The organism is Bradyrhizobium sp. 191 (assembly GCF_023100985.1).
Lineage (GTDB): Bacteria > Pseudomonadota > Alphaproteobacteria > Rhizobiales > Xanthobacteraceae > Bradyrhizobium > Bradyrhizobium diversitatis.
Genome location: NZ_CP064692.1, coordinates 937,477 through 963,552, shown reverse-complemented (window position 1 = coordinate 963,552; position 26,076 = coordinate 937,477). Strand labels below are relative to the sequence as shown.

General features: G+C 64.3%; 27 protein-coding genes. 20 read left to right on the top strand and 7 right to left on the bottom strand.

The window, feature by feature from the left end:
• Positions 1-18 precede the first annotated feature (18 nt).
• The 3 genes from IVB23_RS04635 (at position 19) to IVB23_RS04625 (ending at position 811) form a co-directional block, all read left to right on the top strand.
• Entirely contained in the window at positions 19-204 is a 186-nt protein-coding gene (locus IVB23_RS04635) for a hypothetical protein (protein ID WP_061877672.1), read from the top strand.
• 15 nt (positions 205-219) lie between these two features.
• The gene (locus IVB23_RS04630) at positions 220-420 is read left to right on the top strand and encodes a hypothetical protein (protein WP_247802621.1); all 201 of its coding nucleotides are present in this window, start codon (positions 220-222) and stop codon (positions 418-420) included.
• 148 nt (positions 421-568) lie between these two features.
• Positions 569-811: a hypothetical protein gene (locus tag IVB23_RS04625; protein WP_061877670.1), complete on the top strand. Its 243-nt coding sequence runs from the start codon at positions 569-571 to the stop codon at positions 809-811.
• Between the two features lie 33 nt (positions 812-844).
• On the opposite strand, the gene IVB23_RS04620 is transcribed toward IVB23_RS04625, so the two are convergent.
• Entirely contained in the window at positions 845-2,095 is a 1,251-nt protein-coding gene (locus tag IVB23_RS04620) for a DUF763 domain-containing protein (RefSeq protein ID WP_247802619.1), read from the bottom strand.
• 127 nt (positions 2,096-2,222) lie between these two features.
• Here IVB23_RS04620 and IVB23_RS04615 point away from each other — a divergent pair, with 127 nt between their 5' ends.
• Positions 2,223-3,365: a mechanosensitive ion channel domain-containing protein gene (locus IVB23_RS04615; RefSeq protein ID WP_247802617.1), complete on the top strand. Its 1,143-nt coding sequence runs from the start codon at positions 2,223-2,225 to the stop codon at positions 3,363-3,365.
• A 226-nt stretch (positions 3,366-3,591) separates the two neighbouring features.
• On the opposite strand, the gene IVB23_RS04610 is transcribed toward IVB23_RS04615, so the two are convergent.
• A complete protein-coding gene (locus tag IVB23_RS04610) occupies positions 3,592-4,569 on the bottom strand; it encodes a tripartite tricarboxylate transporter substrate binding protein (RefSeq protein ID WP_247802615.1) in 978 nt (325 codons plus the stop codon).
• A 117-nt stretch (positions 4,570-4,686) separates the two neighbouring features.
• Here IVB23_RS04610 and IVB23_RS04605 point away from each other — a divergent pair, with 117 nt between their 5' ends.
• From IVB23_RS04605 to IVB23_RS04580, 6 genes are all read left to right on the top strand, one after another.
• Positions 4,687-5,397, top strand: coding sequence for a TetR/AcrR family transcriptional regulator (locus IVB23_RS04605; RefSeq protein WP_197965876.1), 711 nt, complete (start codon positions 4,687-4,689; stop codon positions 5,395-5,397).
• A 32-nt stretch (positions 5,398-5,429) separates the two neighbouring features.
• Complete coding sequence (locus IVB23_RS04600; RefSeq protein WP_247802613.1) at positions 5,430-6,314, top strand: amidohydrolase family protein; 885 nt, start codon at positions 5,430-5,432, stop codon at positions 6,312-6,314.
• Between the two features lie 51 nt (positions 6,315-6,365).
• The gene (locus IVB23_RS04595) at positions 6,366-7,079 is read left to right on the top strand and encodes a PIG-L deacetylase family protein (protein WP_061877664.1); all 714 of its coding nucleotides are present in this window, start codon (positions 6,366-6,368) and stop codon (positions 7,077-7,079) included.
• Positions 7,076-7,759 carry a 4-carboxy-4-hydroxy-2-oxoadipate aldolase/oxaloacetate decarboxylase gene (locus IVB23_RS04590; protein ID WP_061877663.1) on the top strand — a complete coding sequence of 228 codons (684 nt, stop codon included), beginning with the start codon at positions 7,076-7,078 and terminating at the stop codon, positions 7,757-7,759. Before IVB23_RS04595 ends, IVB23_RS04590 begins: the two co-directional genes overlap by 4 nt.
• Positions 7,760-7,843: 84 nt before the next feature.
• The gene (locus IVB23_RS04585; RefSeq protein WP_247802611.1) at positions 7,844-8,713 is read left to right on the top strand and encodes a hypothetical protein; all 870 of its coding nucleotides are present in this window, start codon (positions 7,844-7,846) and stop codon (positions 8,711-8,713) included.
• On the top strand, positions 8,713-9,636 hold the full coding sequence (locus IVB23_RS04580) for a DUF1932 domain-containing protein (protein ID WP_247802610.1): 924 nt from the start codon (positions 8,713-8,715) through the stop codon (positions 9,634-9,636). The genes IVB23_RS04585 and IVB23_RS04580 overlap by 1 nt, the downstream gene beginning before the upstream one ends.
• A 75-nt stretch (positions 9,637-9,711) precedes the next feature.
• On the opposite strand, the gene IVB23_RS04575 is transcribed toward IVB23_RS04580, so the two are convergent.
• Complete coding sequence (locus IVB23_RS04575) at positions 9,712-10,953, bottom strand: amidohydrolase family protein (protein ID WP_247802608.1); 1,242 nt, start codon at positions 10,951-10,953, stop codon at positions 9,712-9,714.
• A 148-nt stretch (positions 10,954-11,101) separates the two neighbouring features.
• On the opposite strand from IVB23_RS04575, the gene IVB23_RS04570 reads away from it, so the two are divergent.
• Positions 11,102-11,518 (top strand): nuclear transport factor 2 family protein, encoded by a 417-nt coding sequence (locus IVB23_RS04570; RefSeq protein ID WP_247802607.1) that lies wholly within the window; start codon positions 11,102-11,104, stop codon positions 11,516-11,518.
• Here the strand turns inward: IVB23_RS04570 and IVB23_RS04565 are convergent.
• Complete coding sequence (locus IVB23_RS04565) at positions 11,515-12,273, bottom strand: GntR family transcriptional regulator (protein WP_247802606.1); 759 nt, start codon at positions 12,271-12,273, stop codon at positions 11,515-11,517. The two genes, IVB23_RS04570 and IVB23_RS04565, sit on opposite strands and share 4 nt — an antisense overlap.
• A 196-nt stretch (positions 12,274-12,469) precedes the next feature.
• On the opposite strand from IVB23_RS04565, the gene IVB23_RS04560 reads away from it, so the two are divergent.
• The 5 genes from IVB23_RS04560 (at position 12,470) to IVB23_RS04540 (ending at position 17,664) form a co-directional block, all read left to right on the top strand.
• Complete coding sequence (locus IVB23_RS04560; RefSeq protein ID WP_247802604.1) at positions 12,470-13,327, top strand: ABC transporter ATP-binding protein; 858 nt, start codon at positions 12,470-12,472, stop codon at positions 13,325-13,327.
• Entirely contained in the window at positions 13,327-14,103 is a 777-nt protein-coding gene (locus IVB23_RS04555) for an ABC transporter permease (RefSeq protein WP_247802602.1), read from the top strand. The genes IVB23_RS04560 and IVB23_RS04555 overlap by 1 nt, the downstream gene beginning before the upstream one ends.
• A 39-nt stretch (positions 14,104-14,142) precedes the next feature.
• A complete protein-coding gene (locus tag IVB23_RS04550) occupies positions 14,143-15,168 on the top strand; it encodes an ABC transporter substrate-binding protein (RefSeq protein ID WP_247802600.1) in 1,026 nt (341 codons plus the stop codon).
• Between the two features lie 16 nt (positions 15,169-15,184).
• Positions 15,185-16,618 carry an amidohydrolase family protein gene (locus IVB23_RS04545; RefSeq protein ID WP_247802598.1) on the top strand — a complete coding sequence of 478 codons (1,434 nt, stop codon included), beginning with the start codon at positions 15,185-15,187 and terminating at the stop codon, positions 16,616-16,618.
• A 137-nt stretch (positions 16,619-16,755) separates the two neighbouring features.
• Positions 16,756-17,664 carry an amino acid ABC transporter substrate-binding protein gene (locus IVB23_RS04540; RefSeq protein WP_247802597.1) on the top strand — a complete coding sequence of 303 codons (909 nt, stop codon included), beginning with the start codon at positions 16,756-16,758 and terminating at the stop codon, positions 17,662-17,664.
• 141 nt (positions 17,665-17,805) lie between these two features.
• Here IVB23_RS04540 and IVB23_RS04535 read toward each other — a convergent pair whose 3' ends face one another.
• The 3 genes from IVB23_RS04535 to IVB23_RS04525 form a co-directional block, all read right to left on the bottom strand.
• Complete coding sequence (locus tag IVB23_RS04535; RefSeq protein WP_247802595.1) at positions 17,806-19,104, bottom strand: IS4 family transposase; 1,299 nt, start codon at positions 19,102-19,104, stop codon at positions 17,806-17,808.
• A 203-nt stretch (positions 19,105-19,307) separates the two neighbouring features.
• Entirely contained in the window at positions 19,308-20,519 is a 1,212-nt protein-coding gene (locus IVB23_RS04530; RefSeq protein ID WP_247802594.1) for an acyl-CoA dehydrogenase family protein, read from the bottom strand.
• Between the two features lie 54 nt (positions 20,520-20,573).
• Positions 20,574-22,199 (bottom strand): long-chain fatty acid--CoA ligase, encoded by a 1,626-nt coding sequence (locus IVB23_RS04525; RefSeq protein WP_061877742.1) that lies wholly within the window; start codon positions 22,197-22,199, stop codon positions 20,574-20,576.
• 179 nt (positions 22,200-22,378) lie between these two features.
• Between IVB23_RS04525 and IVB23_RS04520 the strand changes: the two genes are divergently transcribed.
• The 4 genes from IVB23_RS04520 to IVB23_RS04505 all read left to right on the top strand — a co-directional run bounded on the left by IVB23_RS04520 (position 22,379) and on the right by IVB23_RS04505 (position 25,945).
• Complete coding sequence (locus IVB23_RS04520) at positions 22,379-24,232, top strand: NAD(P)/FAD-dependent oxidoreductase (RefSeq protein ID WP_247802592.1); 1,854 nt, start codon at positions 22,379-22,381, stop codon at positions 24,230-24,232.
• Positions 24,233-24,268: 36 nt separating this feature from the next.
• A complete protein-coding gene (locus IVB23_RS04515) occupies positions 24,269-25,087 on the top strand; it encodes a lytic murein transglycosylase (protein ID WP_061877652.1) in 819 nt (272 codons plus the stop codon).
• 201 nt (positions 25,088-25,288) lie between these two features.
• Positions 25,289-25,510, top strand: coding sequence for a hypothetical protein (locus IVB23_RS04510; RefSeq protein ID WP_007592399.1), 222 nt, complete (start codon positions 25,289-25,291; stop codon positions 25,508-25,510).
• A 12-nt stretch (positions 25,511-25,522) separates the two neighbouring features.
• Entirely contained in the window at positions 25,523-25,945 is a 423-nt protein-coding gene (locus tag IVB23_RS04505) for a hypothetical protein (RefSeq protein WP_061877651.1), read from the top strand.
• The last annotated feature ends 131 nt before the right edge of the window (positions 25,946-26,076 follow it).

The window sequence follows — 26,076 nt, the reverse complement described above, 5'->3', positions numbered from 1 at the left end:
CTAACGGGAGACAAGATCATGACCAGCAGGATGCCACCTGTTCCGCCGGACAATCAGAGCCGCAAGGGAACTGGCGACAGCAAGCAAACGTCCGCCGATCAGGCGCCACATGGCCAGCAACGTGCGCAAAATCCGGACCAGCAGGGACAGCAGGGCAACATCAAGCAGAACACGACCAATCAAGGCTACCAGCAAGATCGTTGAGGAGGGCGACATCCCATGTCGACATCCACCAAGACCCTGAACAGCATCCGTCAGGGTGGACCCGGCGCATCGCACGAGAACGCGAAGGCGCCGCTGGAAATCAAGAAGCCACCGGCGGATAACCCGCAGCGCAGCCACAGCCGGATTTCCGGCGGCGGTGGAGAGCACGATTCCCATCACAGGCATGACGAGGCCGGAAAGGGCGGAGGCAGGTGACTGGAGGCAGGTGACTCATGAGCAGCAGGCAACCCAAACTGTACGCGCCGAGCGAGAAGGACATGCGTGAAAATCCCCTGATCGGTGGATCGAAGGGGCCACCGTGAAGCACTAAGTCTTCGGAAGATCACTGCAACAGGAGAGACAAATGCCGAGTGGGCATGGCAGCAAGACGCATTTCAGATCGGGCATGCACGGCAAGGGCGACGGCACCGGCGGACTGACCGACGTTCCCAAGGACATGATCGGCGACAACATGGTGCTGTCCAACCGTGACAAGAAACAGCATTCGGACATTCGTGGCATGGACGGCAAGTCCATCCAGACTGAACAATATCAGGACCACGCAGCCAACCGGCTTGAGGAGGAGCCGGAGACCGACGAGACCTGAGATCGTTCCTCCCGCCAACTTGCGGACCGGTGTTCAGCCGGTCCGTTTTCGTGTGGGCGCAAGATCGCGCTCCCAGCCGAACACCGATCGGCCATCGAGATCCGGGGAGGCCGCACGCTCAGTGGCGATGAAAGCCTCAACCGAAGGGCCGCGAGCGGTCCGCTCCAGCCGCCGCGCCTGGTCGTCCAGACGCTTGATCGCATGCATCTCTTCCTCGCGTCCGAGCTTCGCGTTCTGGATCGCGCCCTTCAGCACCCGGATGGTCTCGTCATAGACCTTGATCGGAACGGGGTAGGGATGTCGGTCCTTGCCGCCATGGGCGAGCGAGAAACGCGCGGGATCCCTGAAGCGATAGGGTGCGCCGTGCACGACCTCTGCGACCATCGCGAGCGACCGCACGGTGCGCGCGCCGACGCCCGGCGTGAGCAGCAGCTCCGAGAAATCGACCGGGCCCCGCTCGGCTGCGGCAGCCAGCGTGCCGTGCAGGCGGCGCGCGAACACGTCCTTGGGACGGACGTCGTGATGGGAGGGCATGATCAGATGCGGCAGCGTGCCTTGTGCCGGCGTGGACTCGGTCCCGATGAGCCGTTCGAATTCGGAGACGATGCGATCGGGGCCGAGATCGCAGAGCAATTCGAGCTGCGCCGCCCGAGAGATGTCGGCGCGATGATCGGTGAGATTGACGATCTCCCCCTGCTGCGGCCCGTCGATCGCGCTGTGCGGCGCATCGACAAAGCTCTTCAGCGCCTCGGAATGCCAGTGATAGCGTCGCGCCTGCCGCTTGTCGCCGTTCATGCCCTGCTGCACCACCGTCCATTTGCCGTCGGCCGTCACGAAGAAGCCGTGCAGGTAAAGGTCGAAACCGTCCTGGACCGCGGCGCTGTCGACCTTGGCCACCAGGCGGCTGGCGCGGGTCAGTCTGGGGCCGTCGAATCCGACGCGGTCGCCGAGCTGCAGCAGCTCGTCCGGCGTCTTGCGCGAATGCTGGCCCCTGCCGCCACAGACATAAATTCCGAGCTCGTCCTGAAGCGGTCCGAGCCCGCGCTTCAGCGCGCCGATCACGGAGGTGGTGATGCCGGAAGAGTGCCAGTCCATCCCCATCACGGCGCCGAACGACTGGAACCAGAACGGATGCGACAGCCGTTGGAGGAACGCATCGCGGCCGTAATGATGCACGATCGCCTGGGTGACGATCGCTCCCAGCGACGACATGCGACTTGCCAGCCACGGCGGAACCCGTCCGGTGTGAAGAGGGAGATCGGCGCTGCCGGTTCGTCGAGTCATGCGGTTCAATCTAGTGCAATTCGGCGACGGTTGCACCAGCGGGATGCTGCGTTGCACTGAACGGGGGAGCCAAGCCGGCCGGGAAGGCGTTGAGCGCGCTGGTGCGCATGCAAAGACGGGGACGGCGATGAATTGGCAGGCTCTCATGGCCGACATCGACGGGATGTTCGGCTGGATACCCTCATGGTTCATTGGCCTCAGCCTCGTTGCCGGCGCGATCCTGCTCGCCTTGTTGGTCTATCGGGTCGCCATATGGCTGCTTGGCCGCGCATTCGGCACCCGCTTTCCCCTTCTGAGCGTGTTCATCGATCGGACCGCTGGCCCCGCCCAACTCGCTCTCTGTCTCGCCGCCGTCGCACTGGTGCTGCCGCTCGCTCCGCTGGATGACGCGATCCGCACGCCGCTGATGCGGCTGTTCGTCGTGGCCTTCATCGCGCTGATCGGCTGGATCTCGATCCGGATCGTCGACATGAGTGCTGCGCGCTATCTCCAGAATTTTCGCGATGTCACCGAGAATTTCGTCGCACGCAAGCATGTCACGCAAGTGCGCGTGTTCAAGCGCGTCACCGATACCATCATCGTCGTCATCACGATCTCTGCCGCGCTGATGACGTTCGATTCGGTCCGGCAATACGGCGTCAGCCTGTTCGCCTCCGCGGGCGCGGCCGGTATCATCGTCGGTCTCGCCGCCCGCCCGCTGCTGAGCAACCTGATCGCGGGTTTGCAGATCGCGATCACCCAGCCGATCCGCATCGAGGACGCCGTGATCATCGAGAACGAATGGGGCTGGGTGGAAGACATCGCCTCGACCTATGTCGTGATCCGGCTGTGGGACTGGCGCCGCATGGTGGTGCCGCTGTCCTATTTCATCGAAAAGCCGTTTCAGAACTGGACGCGCGACACCGCATCCCTCATCGGCGTGATCGCGGTCCATGTCGACTATCGTGCCGACGTCCAACGCATCAGGAGCTGGCTGGAGCAGGCGGTGAAGCAGTCAAAGCTGTGGGACGGCGAGGTGGTCAATCTCCAGGTGATCGATGCCGACGCGCGCACCATCGAGCTTCGGGCGCTGGTCAGCGCCAGGAATGCACCGCAGTCGTGGGACCTCCGCTGCGAGATCAGGGAGAAGCTCCTGGCCTTCATCCGGGACGAGATGCCGGAGGCGCTGCCGCGCGAACGCGCGATCCTGATCCCGTCTGGCGACGATGATGCTGATTTCGTGCGGCGCGTCACGCCGCCGGAGAAGATGCGGGCAGGCGGGCGCAATTGACTCCGCGATCAGCCGGCGCCGACCACGGCTGGCCGGCTGGCCGATCCGCGGGCCGACACCGAATGCGGACCCATTCGCGTTCTGCCTTGCGCGTCCTGCCTTGGCGAAGCGGCTTGCTGTCCGGCGCCAGTAGCCTTGCTTCGCCGTCAGCACGGGCAGGCGCCGTCAGCGAAGCAATGACCGCAGATGCAAGCAATGCGGTGCGCGATGCACCCGGAAGGGCGCTTTACTGCGCGCGGATGTTGGCGGCCTTCAGCACCGGCTCCCATTTGGTCGCCTCGGCGTGCATGTAGGCGTCGAACTCCTTGGCAGAGGAGCCGACCGGCGCTGCGCCGATCTTGCTGAGCGTCGATAGCACGCCGGGATCCTGCAGCGCGGCCTTCAGATCGGTTTCGAGCTTGGACACGATCTCCGGCGGCATGTTTGCCGGTCCAAGGACGCCCCACCAGACAGAGACGTCGTACCCGGGCACGCCGGCCTCGGCGATGGTCGGAACATCCGGCAGCGCCTTCGCGCGTTCGGCGGAGGTCACCGCCAGCGCGCGCACGGGGCCGCCCTCGAGCTGGCCGATCGCTTCGGCAAGCGGATTGATGCTGAGCGGAATCTCGCCGGCGATCACGGCCGTCAGCGCCGGCGCGCCGCCCTTGTAGGGGATCGCGACGATCCTGGTGCCGGACATGTATTTCAGCAGCTCGCCTGCGAGATGCGCCGAGGTGCCGTTGCCGGACATGCCGTAGGAGAGCTTGTCCGGCTCCTTCCTGGCGGCGGCGAGGAGATCGCCGAGCGTCTTGTAAGGGCTGTCTTTGGCCACCACGATCGCGAGCGGGGACGAAGCGACTTCGGTGATCGGGGTGAAATCCTTGAACGTGTCGTAGGGCACGCTTGGATAGATGAACTGGTTGAGCGGATGGCCGCTCGCGACCAGGATCAGCGTGTAACCGTCAGGCGCGGACTTGGTCAGCGTTTGCGAGGCGACGATGCCGCCCGCGCCGGGACGATTGTCGATCACGGGCTGCTGCCCCCAGGTCTTCGCCAGCGCCTGGCCCAACGTGCGCGCAAGCACGTCGACTGCTCCGCCCGCTGCATAGGGCACCAGGATGTGGACCGGCTTGCTCGGATAGCTGTCGGCTTGAGCTGCACCCGCTGCCAGCAGCCATATGGCGCCCAGCAGCAGGCGGCCGATCTTCTTGTTCAAATCCAACATATTCCCAGCACTCCATAGGCGGCGTTCGCATTCCAGCGGCGCTCTTTCCAGGCCGACTGTACCCTGCCATCGTTTTTGTTGACGAGACCTGATCTTTTGTACGATAGTACAAATCACATGATACGCAAGCCCACCAGCAGGGAAACAGCCCGCAAGCCGAACATGCGCGAGGCGATCCTCGCCGCGGCCGAGGAGCTGTTCGCCACCAACGGCTTCAATGCCGTCTCGGTGCGAGATATCGCGCATGCCGCCGGGGCCAATCCGGGCAGCGTGACATATCATTTCAGGACCAAGGACGGGTTGCTGCTGGAGATCTACCGGCGCCATTGCGGGCCGATGAACCTGCGCCGTTCCGAGCTACTTGCCGCCGCCAGGCGTGTGCGCGATCTGCAGGACCGGCTGGAGGCGATCGTGCGCGCCTATGTGGTGCCGGCCTTCACCTCGGGCAGCGATCTCGCGGGCGGCGGCGCGCGCTTCACGCGGCTGCGCGCGGTGATGTCGGCGGAGGGCAACGAGGTCGCGCGAAAGATCATCGCACAGACCTTCGACGACACCAGCCACGCCTTCATCGATGCGATCCATGAGAGCCTGCCGCACATTCCGCGTACGGACATCGTCTGGCGCAGCCACTTTCTGCTCGGTGCGCTCTATTATTCGCTGGTGACGCCGGAGCGCGTTTCGCGCCTGTCGCGCGGCGAGGCCGACGGCAGCGATGCCGCAGGGGCCATCGAGCAATTGGTGCAGGCCACGGTCGCCGCATTCCAGGCACCCGCGCTCGATCAAGCCGCGCCGGCGCGGCGGCGGCCGGTCGTCAGCAGCAAGTCTTGAAGCAAGCGGTCCCGCTTCGGCGGGCTCACCTGATGACGATGATGTACACGCCGACCATTCCGCCGCCAGATCCGAACACGCGCACGCCGAAATTCAAGCTGCCGAAGCTGTCCTGCGACGCGCATTGCCACATCTTCGGGCCCGGTGCGAAATATCCTTACGCGCCGGATCGCTCCTACACGCCGCCTGACGCGCCGCTGGAGGATTTTCGCGCGCTGCACGCCAAGCTCGGCGTCGAGCGCGCCGTCATCGTCAATGCCAGCGTGCACGGCACCGACAACACGGTCGCGCTGGATGCCATCGCGCAGAGCGGCGGCGCCTACCGTGCCGTCGCCAATATCGACGATACCATCACCGAACGCGGGCTCCGCGTGCTGCATGACGGCGGCTTCCGCGGCTGCCGCTTCAATTTCGTTCGCCATCTCGGCGGCGTGCCGGACAGACGTGTGTTCGACCGCATCGTCGCGATGGTCACGCCGCTCGGCTGGCACATCGATCTGCACTTCGATGCGATCGACCTGCCGGAATATGCCGACATGCTGACAAAGCTGCCGCTGATCTACACCATCGACCATATGGGGCGGGTGAAGGCTGCCGACGGACTCGATCAGCTGCCGTTCAGGATCCTGATCGAGCTGATGCAGCGCGATGAGAAGTGCTGGGTCAAGATCTGCGGCTCGGAGCGGGTGTCCTCGGCCGGTCCGCCGTTCACGGATGCGGTGCCGTTTGCGCGAAAGATCGTCGAGACCGCGCCGGATCGCGTCATCTGGGGCACGGACTGGCCGCATCCCAACGTCAAGGTGATGCCGAATGATGGCGATCTCGTCGATCTGATCCCGCTGTTCGCGCCGGAGCCGGAGTTTCAGGAGAAGATTCTGGTCGACAATCCCGCGCGCCTGTTTGGCTTCGACCAATGAAGGGGCTCCGATCAATATGTTGCCTACAAGCGAAAGAAGGGAGTTCGTCCCATGAAGACAGGTCTCGTGATCACCGCCCATCCCGGCGATTTCGTCTGGCGCGCCGGCGGCGCCATCGCGCTGCATGCGAAGAAGGGCTATCGCATGAAGATCGTCTGCCTGTCGTTCGGCGAGCGCGGCGAGAGCCAGTTCGCCTGGAAGGAGAAAGGCGCGACGCTGGAATCGGTCAAGGCCGGCCGCAAGGACGAGGCGGAGCGGGCCGCAAAGCTGTTGGGTGCCGAGATCGAGTTCTTCGACTGCGGTGATTATCCGCTCAAGCTCACCGAGGTACATTTCGACCGCATGGTCGACATCTACCGCGAGCTCAATCCGAGCTTCGTGCTGACGCACGCGCTGGAAGATCCCTATAATTTCGACCATCCGAATGCGGCGCATTTCGCGCAGGAGACGCGCGTGGTCGCGCAGGCGATGGGCCACAAGCCCGGCGCGCAGTACAAATATTCTGCGCCGCCGGTGTTCCTGTTCGAGCCGCACCAGCCGGAGCAGTGCAACTACAAGCCGGACCTCCTCCTCAAGATCGACGAGGTCTGGAAGGAGAAGTACGAGGCGTTCCAGATCCTCGCCGCGCAGAAGCATCTCTGGGGCTACTACGAGCGCGTCGCGCTCAACCGCGGCATCCAGGGCAGCCGCAACACCGGCGTGCCCATGACCTATGGCGAGGCCTATCAGCGCCTGTTTCCGACCGTCGCCGAGGAATTGGCATGAAGCCGGTCGTCGTTTGCAACATCAAGCGCGCCGATCCCGCCGGGATGGCAGAATACGGTGTCTCAACCGTGCACGAGGCCTATGGCCGCATCGGCCTGATGAAGCCTTACTTGCGTCCGGTCTGGGCGGGTGCGTCGATCGCCGGACCGGCGGTGACGGTGCTGGCGCAGCCCGGCGACAACTGGATGATCCATGTCGCGGTCGAGCAATGCAGGAAGGGCGACGTCCTCGTCGTCGGCTGCACCACCGACAATACCGACGGCATGTTCGGCGAGCTGCTTGCGACGTCGCTGCAGGCGCGCGGCGTCCAGGGATTGATCATCGACGCCGGATGCCGCGACGTCAAAGCGCTGCACGAGATGCGCTTTCCGGTGTGGTCACGCGCGGTCTCCGCCAAGGGCACGGTGAAGGCCACGCTCGGCTCGGTCAATGTCCCCGTGGTTTGCGCCGGCGTCAATGTCGACCCCGGCGACATCGTCGTGGCCGATGACGACGGCGTGGTGGTGGTGCCGAAGCGCTATGCGGCCGAGGTGGCCGAAAGGGCGAAGAAGCGCAACGCGGACGAGGGCGGCAAGCGCAAGCGGCTTGCCTCCGGCGAGCTCGGTCTCGACATGTACGGGATGCGCGAGGCGCTGACGAAGGCCGGACTGGTGTACGTCGACAATCCCGAGGACGTCTGAGCGGCAATATTGTTTGAGCATGATCTTTCCGGAAAACCGCTGCGCACTTTTTCGGATCATGCTCTAGAGAAGCGGAGCGGGCGGATGGATCGTCTCAAGCTGAAAGCCGTTCTCGGCAGCCACCCTCATGTCCAGGCGGTGAAGAGCGGCGCGCTTCGTTCCGACCTGTTCGATCTCGACTTCATCGAGTACACACCGACCAACACGGCGTTCAAGCCGATGGTGCGCGAGCAGGCCTTCGACGTCTGCGAGATGGCGATCGTCACCTACCTGATGGCGAAGGCGCACGGCAAGCCGCTGGTATTGCTGCCGGCGACCATGCTCGGACGCTTCCAGCATGCCTACGCGCTCTATAATCCTGAAAGGGGGACGCTCGGGCCGACCGATCTCGAAGGCAAGCGTGTCGGCATCCGCTCCTTCACGACCACGACGGGCGCCTGGATCAGGGGCATCCTCGCCAACGACTATGGCGTCGATCTCGACAGGATCCGCTGGGTGACCTTCGAGGATCCGCACGTGTCCGAATATGTCGACACCACCGAGCGCGCGCCGAAGGACAAGAAGATTCTCCAGATGCTGATCGACAGCGAGCTCGATGCCGTGCTCGGCGAAACCTCTGATCATCCCAAGCTGAAGCCGCTGTTCCCTGATCCCGCCGCCGAGGCCGCCAAGTGGTACGCCCGTCGCGGCGTCGTGCCGGTCAACCATCTCGTGGTCGTGACCGAGCAGCTTGCCGGATCGCGGCCCGACGTGGTCGCGGGCCTCTATGATCTGCTCAAGCGGAGCAAGCAACAGGCAGGGCCCGCGGCAACGCCCGACCTCGTTCCGTTCGGGATCGAAGCGAACAGGAAGCCGCTCGAGCTGATCATCGACTATGCATTCCAGCAGGCGCTGATTCCGCGCCGCTATGCGGTCGAGGATCTCTTCTACGAGACGATACGAGGATTGAACTGATGGCAGGTGATCCCAGGCGCTGGCAGATCGGACTGGTCGGCTATGGCGAGGTTGGCAGGATTCTGGCCGAGGATTTGCGTCAGCAGGACCTCAGGGTCTCCGCCTATGACATCAAGCTCGGTGGCGAGCAGGGTGCGCCGCTGGAGGAGCATGCGGCGAGATTCGGCGTGGTACTCGCAGCGTCTCACGCCGAGCTGACCGCGAAATGCGATTTCATTGTCTCCGCGGTCACTGCCAGCCAGGCCGTTCCGGTCGCAAAGGCCTGCGCGGCGGCGATCAATCAGGGCACCTGGTTTCTCGATTTCAATTCGGCTTCTCCGGGTGCCAAGCAGCGCGCCGCCGCGCTGATCGACGGCGCTGCCGCGCGCTATGTCGAGGGCGCGGTGATGACCTCGGTGCCGCCCTATCGCATCAAGGTGCCGCTGTTGCTCGGCGGGCCCGGCGCGAGGGAGCTGGAGCCACTGCTGAACGCGATCGGCTTCGCCGCGAAGGTTGCGAGCGACAGGCTCGGCGTATCCTCTGCGGTGAAGATGTGCCGCAGCATCATGATCAAGGGCCTGGAGGCCATGGTCATCGAGAGCTTCACCACCGCGCGCGCCTATGGTGTCGAGGATGCGGTGCTGGCCTCGCTCGCGGAAACTTTTCCCGGCATCGATTGGGAGAAGCAGGGCGCCTATGTCTTCCAGCGCGTGATCGAGCACGGCCGTCGCCGCGCCGAGGAGGTGCGTGAGGTCGCTGAAACCGTGCGCGAGGCGGGTTTGACGCCATGGTCCGCGCAAGGCACTGCCGAACGGCAGGCCTGGGTGGCTGATCTCGCCGATGAGGGGCTGTTCGGTCCCAGGAGCACGGAAGACTTCGCCCGCAGCGCGGATTGGCGGACCGAGGCTGACCGGATCCTCGCGAAGATCAACCGCACCAAGTAATCAGCTCAAGACCGCGCCGCCGGTCTGAAAACTCTCCGCGTGCAGCATCGCGGAATGTCCGGGATATGACCGCTCTCAGCTCTTGGGAGTGAACAGGGTAGGCCGCTGCCGCGCAAATGTCTGCCGGCCACCCTTGAAGCCTATCAGGACATCGGGCAACTCGGCGATAGCGAAGCGGCTGTCTTGCGTATCGAGCACGATCAGATCGGCGGGATTGCCGACCTCGATGCCGTAGTCGGCGAGGTTCATCAGCCGGGCCGGCAGCTCGGTCACGAGGTCCAGGCAGGTGTCGAAGTCGCTGACCGAGGCGTGCGCGACATTGGCGTAGAAGTTCGCCATCCGCAGCAGCGAGGCATCGCCGAACGGTGTGAAGGGGTTGAGCACGTTGTTGGTCGCGACCGAGCAGAGCACGCCATCGTCGGCAAGCTTGTGGGCGAGGGTCAGCCCACGCGGCGCGTTGTGCGTGGCCTCGCGCCCCATCAGATAGAGATCGGTCGCGGGCAGGACGGTGACGGCAACGCCGGATTTCGCCAGTTGCGCGGTGGCGGCCTTCATCCGGTCCGGCGGCAACGCCGACAGCTTTGTCGCATGGCCGATCGCGACGCGTCCGCCGTAGTTGCGCTGCTCGGTCTGGCGGCAGACCTCGTCGAGGTGCCACCAGGAGGGGTCGAGGTCGAAATCGAGATGAAGGTCGACATCGACGTCGAATTCCTGGGCTAGATCGAAGATGCGCGCGAGATGGGCGTTCGGGTCGGTGTCCATGTAGGGACAGCCGCCGATGGCCTCGCCGCCTTCGCGCAGCGCCTGGATCAGCAACTCCTCGGCTCCGGGATCGTTGGTGAGGCCTTCCTGCGGGAAGACGCAGAGCTCGAGGTCGACCGCCCAGGCGTAATCGCGCTTCAGCGCCTTGACCGCCTCGAAGCCGCGGAGGCCGATGCGGGGGTCGATCTCGACATGCGTGCGCATCCGCGTCGTGCCGTTGACGATGGCGCGTTCAAGCACCTTTGCGCCACGTGCGTAGACGTCCTCGATCGTGAAATCCTTCTTCATCGCGGCGACGGCGCGGATCGCCTCCGAGACGCTGCCGTGATCGTGGCCGCAGCGGCCAAGCAGGCAGGCCTTGTCGAGATGGATGTGGGTGTCGACGAAGCCGGGCAGGGCGAGGCGGCCACCGAGATCGACCTCGGCGGCCTCGCAGGCCAGCTTGGGCGCGATCACGGCGATACGACCGTCCTTCACGCCGATATCGACGGGTGCGGCGGAAGAGCGCAACAGCGCGTTGCGGAAGATCAGGTCCAAGGCGGCTTGGGTGGTCATGGCGTTGGATTCAGCTATGGCAGCCTAGCGGAAGCCGTGGGAGCGGGCAGCTCCAGATTGTGTGCAGTGCTCGGTTCAGATTGTCCAAAAAATGTGCATGCACTTTGAAGCCCGGATTGTAAAATGGCGACATCCGGAGAACCCCGCGATGTCTACTCCCGCAAAAGCCGAAAGCCCGATGACTGACGCCGAGATTGTCGAAGCCTATCTCACCGCTTCGATGATACCGGATCCCGATGCTGCGGCGGCCTATATGAAGCCGGGCACGGTGATCACGTTCACCGGCGGGCGCGCGTTCGATCATCCGCGCGGGCCGACCGGCTTCAACGCCAGGCGCTATCGCTGGGTGAAGAAAAAGATGGACCGGTTCGACGTCTGCCCGGGCGCGGACGAGACCGTCGTCTACAGCGTCGGCACGCTCTACGGCGAATGGATGGACGGCACGCCGTTCGAGGGCAACCGCTATGTCGATCGCTTCGTCGTGAGGGGCGGGCAGATCGTGAAGATGGACGTGTGGAACGACAGCGCCGAGCGCATTCTCGTTCAGCGCGGGATCGAGGCCTAACTCCGTCGAGCCAGCTTCGGCAGCTTGATCACCCGACTGCTCGTCACCTCGTCCGCATAGGGTGCGAGGATGTCGAGCAGATCGCGGCCGCGCTGCGGAGTGGGAGCAACCAGCGCACGATTGGCCACGGAATCCAGGTGATGGTGCATCAGCTCCATCACCTTGGCCGCGTCGCCCTTGGCGAGCGCGGCGATGATGGCGCGGTGCTCGTTGATGGCACATTCGCTGGAATGCGGCCGGCTGTAGAGCGACAGCGTCAGGCAGCAGCGATAGGCGACCTCGCTGACATAGCGCACCAGGATCGGGCTGTTCGTCATGTGGGCGAGCAGGATGTGGAATTCGGTGGCGAGGCGAATCGAGACGGCGTCCGTGCCGCCGCGCACGCGGTCCTCGGCATCGACATGGGCGTTCAGCTCGGCGATCTGCGCCTTCGTCAGCTTGCCCGCAAGCTGGCGCACGACGAGCCGTTCGAGCTCGATGCGGATGTCGAAGGCATCGCGCGCCTCCTGCCAGCTCGGCGTCGCCACCACCGCGATCCGGTTGCGGCGCAGCTCGACCAGGCCCTCCGCGGCGAGCTGGCCCAGCGCATGGCGGGCAATGGTGCGGCTGACGCCGAAGCGTTCACCGAGCGCATCCTCCGGCAGCTTGGCGCCAGGCTCCAGCGCCTGTTCGATGATCGCGCGCCTGAGCGCGCGGCAGATCACGCTGACCTTGTCCGACGATTCAGAAGTCTTGCTGCTCGCGCGCGCCGCCATCGGCGAATCCTTGGGATGGGTCGAAACCTCTCTGTAGCACAGTCTCGCTGCGATCCGGCGCTCCAATTGCATGCAGTTTGATGTCCAGATTGCCTAAATCGACTCCGGCCGTTCGCCGAGGGCATCTGGCAAATCATTGATTTTGCGGGGACGGCAGGCTGGCACCTAGCTTGCATGCACTTTGGCTGTGATGCGCATGCAACCCAACGCCCAGTTTGACGGCCAGCCCGTTCCCGAAGGCGCCGCCGCCACGGCCATCGAACTGTCCGAGGCCTCCGTGACCTTCGGGCGCGGCGACCGCGCCGTGCCCGCCCTGTCGACGACCACCTTGAAGATCGCCGACGGGGAGTTTGTCGCACTGGTCGGCCCGTCAGGATGCGGCAAATCGACCATTCTGCGTCTGGTCAGCGGCCTGGTGCAGCCGACCAGCGGCGTCGTCATCGTCGGCGGCCGCGAAGTCGCGGCGCGCGCGATGCGGGTCGGCATGGCCTTCCAGAACCCGACCATGCTGCCGTGGATGACGATCGAGCGGAACATCATGCTGCCGCTGAAGATCGTCGAGCCGTTCCGCTCGAATTTCCGGAAGCTGCGCAAGTCCGAATTCCGTGACAAGGCCAACGCGCTGCTGGAGCAGGTCGGCCTCAAGGGCTTTGGCAGCAATTACCCCTGGCAGCTCTCCGGCGGCATGCTCCAGCGTGCCAATCTGTGCCGCGCCCTGATCCACGAACCGCGCATGCTGCTGCTGGATGAGCCGTTCGGCGCGCTCGACCAGTTCACCCGCGAAGAACTCTGGGCGATCCTGCAGAACCTCTGGATGACGCACAAGCCGACTGTGCTGCTGGTCACCCACGATCTGCGCGAGGCCGGCTTTCTCGCCAGCCGCATCTGCGTGATGAGCGCGCGCCCCGGCCGCATCCTCGACGACAGCCGCGTCGAGTTTGCGCGCCCGCGCACCGTCGCCATGACCTTTGAGCCGGAATTCGTCGCGCTGAACCAGAAGCTGCGGACCTTCATCGAGGATGCGCGCAGCGCCGCTGAGCAGGGGACAGGCTGATGTTCGGGATCGATATCAGGCAGAAAGCGTGGTCGGCGGGGCTGATCGTGTTGTTCTTCGTCGCCTGGGAGCTGTTCTGCCTGATGACCGGCATGTCGGATCTGGTGCTGCCGCGGCCCTCGCAGGTGTTCTTGACGTTGTACCAGCGCTTCCCGGTGCTGTGGCCGCACATCGTGCAGACGCTCGCGACCACCATGTTCGGCTTCGTGCTTGGCGTCGCGCTCGGGGTCGCCCTCGGCGCCATCATCGGCGTGTCGAAGACGGCCTACGACACCTGCTATCCGCTGCTCATCGGCTTCTCTTCCATCCCCAAGGTCGCGGTGGTGCCGATCTTCGTGCTGTGGTTCGGCTCCGGCACGGTGCCGGCGGTGCTGACCGCGCTGTCGATCTGCTTCTTTCCAATCGTCGTGAATATCGCCACGGGCCTTGCGACCACCGAGCCCGAGCTCGAGGACGTGCTGAAGGCGCTCGGCGCGAGCAAGCTCGACATCCTCTGGAACGTCGGCCTGCCCAGGACCATGCCCTTCTTCTTCGCTTCGCTGAAGGTCGCGATCTCGTACGCTTTCGTCGGCGCGGTGCTGTCGGAGACCGTCGCCTCCAACCGCGGCATCGGCAACGTCATGATGACCGCGTCCTCCAATTTCAACGTGCCGCTGGTCTTTGCCGGCCTGTTCGTGCTCGCCGCGCTTGGCGTCGCACTCTACGTCGTGTTCTCGCTGATCGAAGGGCGGGTCACCGGCTGGGCCACGCGCAAGAACGACGTGATCGCAACCTGATTTTCCAACTGTCACGCAACGAAGCTTGAGGAGGTCTCGATGTTGAGAAACGTAACTGCCGCGCTGCTGGGATTGGCCCTGTCCACGGGGGCCGCGATGGCGCAGGAGACCACGATCAAGTTCACGCTGGGTTGGAAAACCCAGGGCAGCGATGCCGCGTTCTTCTACGCCAAGGACAACGGTTTCTTCAAAGAGGAGGGGCTCAACGTCGTCATCGACCAGGGCGAGGGCTCCGGTGCCACCGTCACGCGCGTGATGTCTGGCGCCTATGACGCGGGCTTCGGCGACGTCAATGCCATCATCCAGAATGCCTCGAGCAAGCCGCAGGAGGCGCCCGTCATGGTCTACATGATGTGGAACCAGCCGCCGTTCGCGATCGTCACCAAGAAGACCAGCGGCATCAACACCATCAAGGATTTCGAAGGCCACACGCTCGGCGGCGCGCAGGGCACGCCGACGACGCGCCTCCTGCCGGTGTTCACGCGCAAGAACGGTCTTGACGGCGAGAAGATCAAGATCTCCAACATGGCGCCGAACCTGCAGGAGCCGATGCTGATCAAGGGCGACATCGATGCCGCCCTCGTCTTCAATATCACCAGCTATTTCAACCTGGTGCTCAACCGCCAGGATCCGGACAAGGACTTCAAATGGTTCTCGTTCGGTGAGTACGGCCTCGATCTCTACTCCAACGGCGTGATGGTCTCCCGCAAGCTGATCGCCTCGAACCCGAAGGCCGTCGCGGGCCTGGTGCGCGCCATCAACAAGGGCGCGATCGCGGTCGCCAAGGACCAGAACGCCGGCATGAAGGCTGCGACGAACTACGACAACCTCATCAACGCCGACGTCGAGAAGCGCCGCCTGCAATATTCCTTCGAGAAGCTGATCGTCTCGCCGGAGATGAAGGAGATCGGCATCGGCGACATCAAGGACGACCGCATGACCCGCGCCATCGGCATCGTGGTCGAGGGCTATCAGCTCGCCCGGACGCCGACGCCGGCGGAGGTGTTCTCGCGCGAGTTCCTGCCGCCCCGCGCGGAGCGGGAGCTGGTGTATACGGCCAACTGATCCCGGAGCGACGGCCATGGCCACGGAGATTTCGGCAACGAGCCTGTTCCGTGGCCCTGACCTCGGTGTCAGCGACAATGTCGTGCTGCGGCACGATGACGGCGTCATCACCGATATCGCGGAAGGAGCGGGGCCGGGGCCACGTTCCTTCGTCATCCCGGCCTTCGTCAACGCCCATGACCACGCCCGTGCCGCCGCGTCGTCCTTCGGCGCGGTCGGCATGCCCCTGGAAAGCTGGATCCTGCGCACCGCACTGGGCACGCCTGTTGATCCCTATCTGACCGCGGCCTCTGCGTTGGCGCGTTCCGCCCGGGCCGGCTGCGCGGCGATGATGGTGCACTACACGCGCCCGAGCGGGACGATGCCCCTGGTCGACGAGGCGAAAGCCATTGCGAAGGCTGCGTCCGACGTCGGCATCCGCATCGCGTTTGCGATGGCCGTGCGTGACCAGAATCCGATCGTCTACGGTGATGCCGAGCCGGTGCTCTCGGGTCTCTCCAGCGATGCTCGCAAGACCGTCGAGGAGCTGTTCGTCCGCGCGCCGATGTCGCCAAAGGCGTATATTGAACTCACGGAGGCCATTGCCGCGGCCATCGCCGGTCCGATGGTGGACGTGCAGCTCGGGCCGGCCGGCGTGCAATGGTGCTCGAAGCCGCTGCTGGAAGCGGTGGCGGAGAATTCGGCGCGGACCGGCCGGCGCATTCACATGCATCTGCTTGAGACCGTGTACCAGCGCGCCTGGGCCGATCAGAATTTTCCGGACATGGTGCGCTGGCTTCGCGACGTTGGCTTCCTCTCCGAGCGGCTGACGTTGGCGCACTGCATCCATGCCCGCCCGGATGAGCTTGAGATGATCGCGGCCTCCGGCGCGCGCATCGTCACCAATTTCAGCTCGAACATGCATCTGCGCTCTGGCCTCGCCCCGATCGCCGCCGCGCACAGATGCGGCTGCGCCATCGCCGTCGGCGTGGACGGCCTGGCGCTGGACGAGGACGACGACATCCTGCGCGAGATGCGGCTGGTGCAGATGGCCCATGGCGGCCTCGGCTTCAGGCAGACGTGGACGCCGGCCGAGATGTTCTCGCTCGCCATCCGCAACGGGCGCCGCGCCACCGGCGCGCCCGGGAGCGGCGAACTGGGTACCGGAAGCCCCGCCGACTACGTCGTGATCGATCTCGACCGGCTCGATCGCGACCGGATCATGCCGGTCGACCCCATGGCGCTGCTGTTCGCGCGCGGCAATGCGTCCCTGGTGAAGGAGGTCGTCGTCGCCGGCAAGACCATCGTCAGGGACGGGGGCTGTACCGGAGTCGATCTGCCGACCATCGAGCGGGAGTTGCGGGACATATACCGCGCCAATGTCGGCAAGCTCGCGAACTTCCAGCGGATGTGGCCGCCCCTGGCGGAGCGGTTGAGCGGCTGGTTCGAACAGCAGCTGACGTGTCAGTGAAACGGCTCCCGTTCGCCCAGTATTGAAAAGTGCGATAGCTGGTAGTCGCTGCCCCGTCTGGCGGGCGCTGCATGCGTCGGTTATCACCTCCGCGATTCCGTCGCGACAAGGTCGACGACCCCATTGAGGAGCAGCCGATGCGTCTACCCGTTCTTTTCCTGGCCCTGAGTAGTCTCGCCGGCGCAGCGTCAGCGGAAGACCTCTCGGGCACGCTCCAGAAGATCAAGGACACCAGGAAGATCACGCTGGGCTACCAGGAGGCCTCGGTCCCGTTCAGTTATCTGGACGGCAACCAGAAGCCGGTCGGCTTTGCCATGGACATCTGCCTCAGGATCGTCGAGGCCGTGAAGAAGCAGCTCGGCATGCCCGACATCGCCGTCGACACGCTCGCCGTGACCTCGTCGAACCGGATCCCCTTGATGGTCAACGGCACGCTCGATCTGCATTGCTCGGCGACCACCAACAATGCCGACCGTCAGAAGCAGGTCGCCTTCACCAACACGCATTTCCTCAGCGCGACGCGGTTCGCGGCCAAGAAGGCGGCGAACATCAAGACCATCGACGATCTCAAGGGCAAGGCGGTCACGGCGGTGGCGGGATCGGTCAACCTGACGCAGCTTGCCAAGGTCAACACCGAGCGCAATCTCGGCATCAATGTGATGCCGGCCAAGGACCAGGCCGAAGCCTTCCTGTTGCTGGAAACCGACCGCGCCCAGGCCTACGCGCTCGACGACGTGCAACTCGCCGTCGCCATCGCGCGGTCGAAGGAGCCGCAAGCTTACATGATCAGCGAGGAGGCGTTCTCGAAACCGGAGCCGTACGGCATCATGCTGCGGCGGGAGGACGCGCCATTCAAGGCGCTCGCCGACCGCGCAACAGCGGAGCTCTATGCCAGCCCGGAGATCGAGGTGCTCTACAAGAAGTGGCTGCAATCGCCAACCCCGCCGAACGGCCTCAACTACAACGTCCCGCTGTCGCCGGCCTTGCGCAACGCCTTCAAGAAGCCAAGCTCGAGCGCCGATCCTGATGTGTATGTGGTGAACTGATCGGGCTGCGAGTGATTGCGCCCTCTCCCCTTGTGGGAGAGGGCAGCTCCGCTGCTCGACACGCATTCAGTCGGGTGAGGGGTCTGTCTCCGTGGATGCAAACCCCTCATCCGGCGCTTCGCGCCACCTTCTCCCACAAGGCTAAGGCGTGCACATATCTCGGAGCCTCCAACCGGCTGACATTTGCTTGAAGCGGTGCCATCCTCTGCGCATAGTGATGGGACCTGGTGGCCGCTCCGAGGCGTAGCCGGTCCATCCTCCGAGGCGAGCGATGATCCATGCGAGCCATGCGACAGAGTGCTTGGAGTGAGGGTTCTTTTGCTTGACAGTCCTGCCTTCGAGCTGGACCTGCAAGATTTCGAGGATCGGCAGTTGGTCCGGAGGCACCACGTCGGTGGCGGGGCGGTCGACCGTGCCATCACGGGCGAGGACGAGCTGCATGATCTTGGTAGCTGCCGTCATCGCGATGGCAGCGAGCTTGAACAATGCCTCAGCCGCCTCGACTTGGCTGCTCTCGATGTCGAGGCCTTGGCTTTTACTGGTGCGGAACAACTGCTCGATGTGCCAGCGCTGACGGTACCAATCAACGATCTGCAGCGCCTGCTTCACGGTCGTCACCGTATGAGTGGTGAGAAGGCGCCAGTGGATCGACTCCCCGATAACGGGATCCAGTTCCTTCACTTCAACCAAGCGCAACGTCAATTGACGCGCAGCTTTCCGGTCGCTGCAGTTGGCCGGGCGCTTGATGGTCACCCCGCCAAAGCGCAGTGCGATCTTGGCCGTTCGTGCCGCACGGCCGGGCTGTGCCCGAACCTCCAAGTCGAAGCTATGCTGGACCGGCCAACTTTCGGCAATATCAAACAGCTTTCCGCCGCCCACCAGGGCGCGATCGCGACAGGCACGTGTAAGCAAATGGGTCCGTGCGTCAGGAATCCGGTCAAATTCCTCGTAAATGTCGCTCTCACGGTCGCCAACCACCGTGACCATCGCCGCAGCAGCAAGCGCACTCTTGGCGTCGGCCGCGCTCTTTATCCAACGATAGGACTCCTTCTCTTCGATTGGCTGGCTCTGGTAATCGGGCGACGCAGGCCCCTGGCGCGTCCAAATCTGCATCCCAGCGAGCCCGAGCAAGGCTCCGCTCCCGGCGTCAACGGCCAACACCGGATGCACAAACAGGCCTGGGTCAATCCCGTTCCCGGAAGGGCCAAGGCCGCGGACCCGGCCCGCATGCCTCGCGTAGTTCAGTTCCGTCGTGTCCTGGATCGCAAGCACATGCAGGCCTGCACACTGCTTCGACAGCACCTCTGCGCCATGCCCGACGATCTCGTCCACCGTTACGCTCGGATTGTTCAGCCACCGGCTGAAGCCGACCCATTCGGCGCGGCCATCGGCCGCTGCTCGCAGATTCATCGTCACGCGTTCGACGGCGCGCCGCAACAACAGCGCCCCCTTTTGGCCAGTCGAACGTCTCCAAAACGGCCGACCGACCAATCCATTCCTGCCTTCAATGCGGTTATCCTTCTTAACCGCATTACAAAGAATCAGACTCGATTCACTTAAGGCAAGAAAATTCTGTGCACGCCTTAGCCCACAAGGGGAGAAGGAAGTGCGGCACCGCCGTCGTCGTGCGGACCGCGCGCCGCTCAAGCATTCGAATACTTCTTCAGCTCGAACCGTGCGATCTGGTTCCGGTGAACCTCGTCCGACCCGTCGGCAAGCCGCAGCAGCCGCGCGGTCGCATAGGCCTGGGTCAAACCGAAATCGTTCGAGGTCCCGCCGCCGCCATGGGCCTGAATTGCCCAGTCGATGATCTGGCAGGCCATGTTGGGCACGGCGACCTTGATCATGGCGATCTCGGCCTTCGCCACCTTGTTGCCGACCGTGTCCATCGCGTGGGCGGCATTCAGCGTCAGCAGCCGGGCCTGCTCGATCATGATGCGGGATTCCGCGATTCGCTCCTGCGTCACCGTCTGCTCCGAGACCGGCTTGCCGAAGGCGACCCGGCTGCGCACGCGGCGGCACATCTTCTCCAGCGTGCGCTCGGCCAGGCCGATCAGGCGCATGCAGTGATGAATGCGGCCGGGCCCGAGGCGGCCCTGTGCGATCTCGAAACCGCGGCCCTCGCCGAGCAGCATGTTCTCCTTGGGCACGCGCACATTGGTGAACACCACTTCGGAGGCGCGGTCGGGCACGCCGTAGAAGCCGAATACGGGCAGGGGACGCTTCACCTCGATTCCGCGCGTGTCCATCGGCACCAAAATCATCGACTGCTGCTTGTGGCGGTCAGGATTGTCGGGATCGGTCTTGCCCATGAAGATGCAGATCTTGCAGCGCGGGTCGGTCGCATTCGTCGTGTACCATTTGCGACCGTTGATGACGTAGTGGTCGCCATCGCGCACGATCGAGCTCTCGATGTTGGTCGCATCGGATGATGCGACCGCCGGCTCGGTCATGGCGAAGCAGGAGCGGATCTCGCCTGCGAGCAGCGGCTTCAGCCAGCGCTCCTTGTCCTTCTCGGTGCCGTAGCGCTCCAGCACCTCCATGTTGCCGGTGTCGGGCGCCGAGCAGTTGAACACCTCGGGCGCGAGGTGCGAGCGCCCCATCACCTCGCAGAGCGGGGCATATTCGAGATTGGAAAGACCCGCGCCGTGGCCGGACTCCGGCAGGAACAGATTCCAGAGCCCCTCGGCGCGCGCCAGCGGCTTCAATTCCTCGACGACGGGATAGACCTTCCACGGCCCGAGCTCCTCGGCCTCGCGATAGAAGCGCTCCTCGTTCGGATAGATGTGCCGGTCCATGAAGCTTTCGAGCTTGCGCTTGAGCTCGACGACTTTGGGTGACATCGGGTAGAGCATCGTTCGTCTCCTGGATCGAGGGCGGCGCGGACTTTCGCGCAATGATGCGTCGCTTCACGCGACGCGGTACTCCCTGAACTTCTCGCGCAGCGCCGACTTCAGCACCTTGCCGGTGCCGGTCATCGGGAATTCGTCCAGGAATTCCACCGCGTCCGGCATCCACCAGCTCGCGATCTTTGGGCGCATGTGGTCGAGCAGCGTCTTGCCGTCGACGGTCGCGCCCTTCTTGCGGACGACGAGGAGCAGGGGACGCTCCTGCCATTTCTCGTGCGCGATCGCGACCACGGCGGCTTGCAGCACGTCGGGGTGAGACAAGGCGATGTCCTCGAGCTGAATCGAGGAGATCCACTCGCCGCCGGACTTGATCACGTCCTTGGAGCGGTCGGTCAACGTGACGTGACCCTGCGAGTCGATCACCGCCATGTCGCCGGTGATCAGCCAGCCGTCGCGATCGAGGCCTTCCTCCAACTTCATGTAACCGGATGCGACCCAGGGGCCACGCGCGCGCAAATGACCGACGGTCTTGCCGTCGCGCGGCAGCTCGTTGCCGGTGTCGTCGACGATGCGCAATGCGGTGCCGAAACAGGCGCGCCCCGAGACTTGGCGCCGGTCGAATTTCTCCGTCTCGCTGAGGTGCTCCGAGCCGGGCCGCAAGCCCGGCATCGAGCAGCCCAGGGCCTCGGTCATGCCCCAGGCCTGGATATAGTCGATGCCATAATCGCGCTTCAGCTTCTCGACCATCGCGCGCGGCGGCGCCGAGCCGGACGACAACGTTGCGCGCAGCGTGGAGAATTTGTTGCCGGTGCGGCCGAGCCAGTCGAGCAGGATCAGCCAGAAGCTCGGCACGCCCGCCGAGAGCGTCACCTTCTCGCCTTCGAGCAATTCATAGAGCTTGTCGGGCTCGTAGTTGCGGCCGGGCAGCACCAGCTTCGAGCCGGTATAGGGCGCCGTGAACGGCATGTTCCAGGCATTGCCGTGGAAGAGGGGCGCCATCGGCATCATCACCTCGCGCACGCCCTCGACATGGCCCGGCAGGAAGTCGAAATTGCAGCAGGTCATGGTCTGCAGGATCGCGGCGCGGTGCGAGTAGATCACGCCCTTCGGATTGCCGGTCGTGCCCGAGGTGTAGCAGATGGTCGAGGCGGACTTCTCGTCGAATTCCGGCCAGGCGAAGCCGGCCTCGTTCTCGCGTCCCAGAAGTTCTTCGTAACAATGGACGTTCGCAAGCGTCGTCTCGGGCATGCGCTCGCGCGAGGACATCACGACATAGGCCTCGATCGTCTTGAGCTGCGGCGCGATCGCCTCGACGAGCGGCAGCGTGGCACGGTCGATGAACAACAGTCGGTCTTCGGCATGATTGATGATGTAGACGAGCTGTTCGGGAAACAGCCGTGGATTCACTGTATGCAGCACGTAGTTCATGCCCGGCGCGGCGTAGAACATTTCGAAATGGCGATGGGTGTTCCAGGCCAGCGTGCCGACGCGGTCGCCGGGATTCATGCCGAGCCGCTTGAGCGCCAGCGCCATGCGCTTGATGCGGGGATGGGCGTCCGCATAGGTGTAGCGATGGATGTCGCCTTCGATCTCGCGCGCGACGATCTCCGCTTCGCCGTGATAGTCGGCTGCGTATTGGATCAGGCCGCTGATCAGAAGCGGCATGTCCATCATCAATCCCTGCATGGTTTCCTCCAGATCGCCGCGTCGTTGCATGGCGCAGGCTTGTGATTTTGCGCGCGAGGTTAGCGGAACGCCACGCGGCGTTCACGCGAAAAACGGCGAGCATGATTGCATGCGGCACTTTTTCAGAGCTAACGTGAGGTGAGCTGCCGGCGAAGCAGCGTTCGCGGTGGAGGAGATGAATGTCAGCGGAAAGACACAAGACCGGCACAACCGGCGCATCTACGGTCGATGTTTCCGCGCTCCGTGCCCGCTACCGCGACGAGCGCGACCGTCGTCTGCGCGCCGAGGGCAAGGCGCAGTATGTAGAGGTCACGGGCGAATTCGGTCGCTATCTCGACGACCCCTGGGCCGATCCCGGATTTGCGCGCGCCGCCGTCAGCGAAGCGACTGAAGTGCTCATCGTCGGTGGCGGCTTCGGCGGTCTGTTGTGTGGTGCGCGGTTGCGCGATGCCGGCATCGAGGATTTTCGTATCGTGGAAAAGGCCGCCGACTTCGGCGGCACCTGGTACTGGAATCGTTATCCCGGCGCCGCCTGCGATACCGAGAGCTACATCTATCTGCCGCTTCTGGAAGAGACCGGCTACATGCCGGTGCGCAAATACGCACGCGCTCCCGAGATCTACGAGCATTCGCGCCGCATCGGCCGTCATTTCGGGCTCTATGAGCGCGCGCTGTTTCAGACCGTCATCTCGCGGATGGCTTGGCAAGAGCAGGAAGCGCGCTGGCTGGTCGAGACCGATCGGGGCGATCGCATCCGCGCGCGCTTCGTCATTCTGGCAGGCGGTCCGCTGAGCCGCCCGAAGCTGCCGAGCATTCCCGGCATCGAGACGTTTAAGGGCCACAGCTTTCATACCAGCCGCTGGGATTACGGCTACACCGGCGGCGATGCGGACGGTGGCCTGGCCAGTCTCGCCGGCAAGCGCGTCGGCATCATCGGCACGGGCGCCACCGCCGTGCAATGTGTGCCGCATCTCGGCCGTTCCGCGAAGGAGCTCTATGTGTTCCAGCGCACGCCGTCTGCGATCGGCGTTCGCGATGACCGTCCGACGGATCAGGCCTGGGCGCAGAGCCTCAAGCCAGGCTGGCAGCGCGAACGCATGGACAATTTTACGGCCGTGATTTCAGGCGAGCCGTTCGAACAGGATCTGGTGCAGGACGGCTGGACCGGCCTGCTCGGCGAGATCCTGCTGGCGCCGCGTCGTCAGCCCCAGCCGGTGACCTCGATGGACGAGGCGCTGAAGGTGATCGAGCAGGCCGATTACCGCAAGATGGAGGAGATCCGCGCCCGCGTCGACGCGGTGGTCGAGGACGAGGCGACCGCGGCTGCGCTCAAGCCCTGGTACAAGGCATTCTGCAAGCGGCCGTGCTTCCACGACGAATATCTCGATACCTTCAATCGCCCCAACGTGCATCTCGTCGACACCAAAGGGCAGGGCGTCGAGCGCATCACGGAGAATGCCGTCGTCGTCGACGGCAAGGCCTATGAGCTCGACTGCCTGATCTATGCCAGCGGCTTTGAGGTCGGCACCGACTACGCGCGCCGCATGGGCTTCGAGGTGTATGGCCGCGACGGCATGAGCCTGTCCGAGCGGTGGCGTGACGGCGTCAAGACGCTGCACGGCTTCTACAGCCGCGGTTTCCCGAACTGCTTCCTGATCGTCACGGTGCAGGCCGGACAGAGCGCCAATTTCCCGCACATTATCGACCAGCAATCGCAGCACATCGCCTATGTCATCAAGGAGGCCCGAGACCGTAAGGCGCGCACCCTGGAGCCGACGCTTGCCGCCGAGAACGCCTGGGTCGACGAGGTCGTCAGGGCCGCACTCGGCCGGCAGACCTATCTCGCCGAATGCACGCCGGGCTACTACAACAACGAAGGCGTGTTTGATCCGATCGCGGCAAGAAACAGCCAATATTGGCGCGGGCCGATGGCATTCCTGCGGCTGCTCGACAAATGGCGCAAGGAGGGCGATCTGGAAGGCCTCGAATTGTCCTATGATCCGGCCATGGAGTCGGCGCGTTCCACCGGTTAAGATGGCGCGGCCGAGCGGTACAGGACGGAGATTGGTATGATCAGGGGCAGGGTTGTTGCGGGAGCGGTTTTTGGCGCAATGACGCTGCTCGGTTGCCTGGCCTCCCCGGCTGAGGCTGCGCAATGCGGCAGCTCGCCGGCGGGTTTCGAGGCCTGGAAACGCGAATTCAGCGCGGAGGCGCAGGGCAAGGGCGTCGGCCCCACCGCACTCTCGGCCCTGATGCAGACGAACTATGCCAGCGCCACCATCGCGGCCGACCGCGGCCAGCGCAGCTTCTCGCTGACGCTCGATCAGTTCCTCGCCAAGCGCGGCGCCACCACCATCGTTGCCAAGGGACGGCAGCTCAAGCAGTCGCATGCCGCCTTGTTCGCCTCGATCGAGCAGCGCTATGGCGTCCCGCCCGGACCCCTGATCGCGATCTGGGGCATGGAGACCGGCTTCGGCAGCCAGCGCGGCAATCAGAACATGCTGTCGTCGATCGCGACGCTTGCCTATGACTGCCGGCGGCCCGAATTCTTCACCGACCAGCTCTATGCTGCCTTGAAGCTGATCGACCGCGGTACGCTGTCGGGATCAACCCGCGGCTCCATGCATGGCGAGGTCGGTCAGACCCAGTTCATGCCCAAGAGCATTCTGGCCTACGGCACCGGCAACCTCGAAGTTGCCGCCAATGCGCTGAGTTCGACGGCGAATTTCCTCAAGGCCCATGGCTGGCGCGCGGGAGCCGGGTACCAGCCCGGCGAGCCGAATTTTGCCGCGATCGAGGCTTGGAATGCTGCAGGCGTCTATCAGAAGGCAATCGCGCTGATGGGCCGGCAGATCGACGAGGGCGGAGGCGCCGCCGCTTCGCGCTGAAGCATGATCCGGAGGAGTATGCAGCGGTTTTCCGAAAAGATCATGCTTAAACAAGAGCCTAGAACGCGATGACAATCTCGTCTCGTCTTGGGCTGCTCAGCAAGGAGTGATGCGCCGGCGCGAGAAAGTTGTTGCCAACTGGAACTGACGGCACGACGTTTGCTTTGATCGAGTTCAGGGCTGGGCATGAGGAGACTCAACATGGCTACCCAGATCGTGATGGACCAAACTGGCGATACGCGCCACGAGTTTGATCCTGGCAATGCCGAGGCGCTGGCGCGAGCCGAACGGCGCTTTCGGGAGCTGACCGGAGCCGGCTTCACCGCCGCTCTTCGAACCGGGCCCGGCGAAGTTACCCGGATCCGATCGTTCGACCCGACCGCGCAGGAAACGTTGTTCTATCCCCGCCTGGTCGGCGGTTGATCTGAGCTGCCCATGATCGCGGCAGTTTGGCTCCGCGCGCCGGCGCGTGCGCGTCTGCATGCGCTGCGTGAACTCTACCGCCGCTTCTTCGGCGAGAACACGCCGGATGCGCGCGGTCGCCGGCTGCTGGCCGAATGGCTGTCGCCGGCGCAGCGCGTTCAGTTCGAGCAGCACCGGTATTTCGACGTCGTCGGCTGCGATACCGGCAGAACCTATCGCATCCACTACGGCACGGCCGCCAATGTGCACGAGATCGACGGCGACGGGCGCGCCACGATGGGTTGGTGCTTCGTTCCGTCAGGCTTCCTGGTGCCAGGCGACGTGATGCTGGCGCAGAAGATCGCGCTCGAGACGGACGAGAGGGGAGCGCTGGCGCTCGCCAACCGGTTTCCGCCGGCCACGCATTCCGAGCATTTCTACCGCCGGCCCTTCTAGCGCCGGGAAGGCCGAGGCGTCAGTAATGCGTGGAGCGGTAGGCGTCCAGCGCATGCGCCGCGAAGACGCCGACGCTGCAAAGGGCGAGCAGGGCTGAGATCAACTCGATCATAGTTCGTCCTCCCGTAGCG